The following is a 1,170-nucleotide window of genomic DNA, read 5'->3' on the forward strand; positions in this document are numbered from 1 at the left end:
AGAGACAACCACGGCGGCATCTTCGCCGTAATCCCGGCGGTGGGGGCCGTCTCCGGGGCCGCGGGTGCAGGCGTCGGCGCGGCATTCGCGAAGCTGGGATCGGGGATCGCGGTGCGGACTGCCGGTGCTGCTGCTGGTGGCGCGTCTGAGGGCGCGGTGAACGGTGCCGGCACGTACCTTCTGGAACCGGGCCCGCACACACTCGATGGTCTGGTGATGGCAAGCGCTGAGAACGCCCTGATCGGCGGCGCCACCGCCGGGATTACGGCGAAGATGCCGCCGTGGTTGTCTCTCGATGACATGAAGTGTTTCGACAAATGGATTTACCGATCAAGGTATACGACGGAGCCGACTGTCATGTTCCGGGCGGGGGACATCGACGGGTATCACACGGGCGACTGGTGGTCTACGGATGCCCCTTGGAGTATCAGTCGAGTGCGTTCCGAGAAAGCGCTTCCTCCGGTGTGGCGGACTGGCGATTCTACTGTGGTCAATGCGGGTTTCTCGGCGGAGCTTTCTCCCGGTCTGCCCAGCTATGTTGGGCGAGTAGCGCGGCAGCGTAGCTTGACTGGGGAGCTGTATCCCGGGGGAACCAATCAGACCTTCATTCCTGATAGCAAGTATAGTGCGAAGGAGATTGATTCATGGCATCTTTTGCCCTGACTGATGCTGGAAAAAATCGATTCGCGGACGCGATAGACGATTGTGGCTCGTATTTTATGTCTATTGATGCGCCTGTTTCGTCTACGCGATTCGAGGAATATGCTCATACCGTGCGGAACGCTACTTCGGTCCGACAAGTGAGGCAGGTGGCATCGCTTGTCAGGGGAACGTTTGTAGGAACGATGAATGGCCTGAAGGAACGGTGCGTCCTCGATGCTGATCGGACCATCGATCGGGAGCGGACTAAAAGTTATGACGAGGCTGTGCGCACAGTGCTGAGAGAAGCAAGCTTTTTCCGATGGTGGTACTGAGAGCGTTATTCATTAGGTCTGATTCGGGCGTGTCGTTCCGAGACATCGGCTTCCCATTCGGGAGAAGAGAAGTTCCAAAGCTCGCTATTTTCGGAACGGGAAGCCGATGCGGTACGACTCTACTACAGGCCTGGATGCGGAGCAATTGACGGAGCTGATCTGTCCGATATGACAGATTGTCGCGGGGAGGGGTGAG

At 58.2% G+C, this 1,170-nt stretch carries 1 protein-coding gene; it reads left to right on the forward strand.

Features of this window, described 5'->3' with window-relative positions; genetic code table 11:
- The coding region (locus C5D07_RS15745; RefSeq protein WP_211286364.1) for a hypothetical protein at window positions 1–663 on the forward strand (663 nt) is incomplete at its 5' end.
- Window positions 664–1,170 lie beyond the last annotated feature (507 nt).

Origin of the sequence: Rathayibacter tritici, assembly GCF_002932875.1 — a bacterium.
Taxonomy (GTDB): domain Bacteria; phylum Actinomycetota; class Actinomycetes; order Actinomycetales; family Microbacteriaceae; genus Rathayibacter; species Rathayibacter tritici.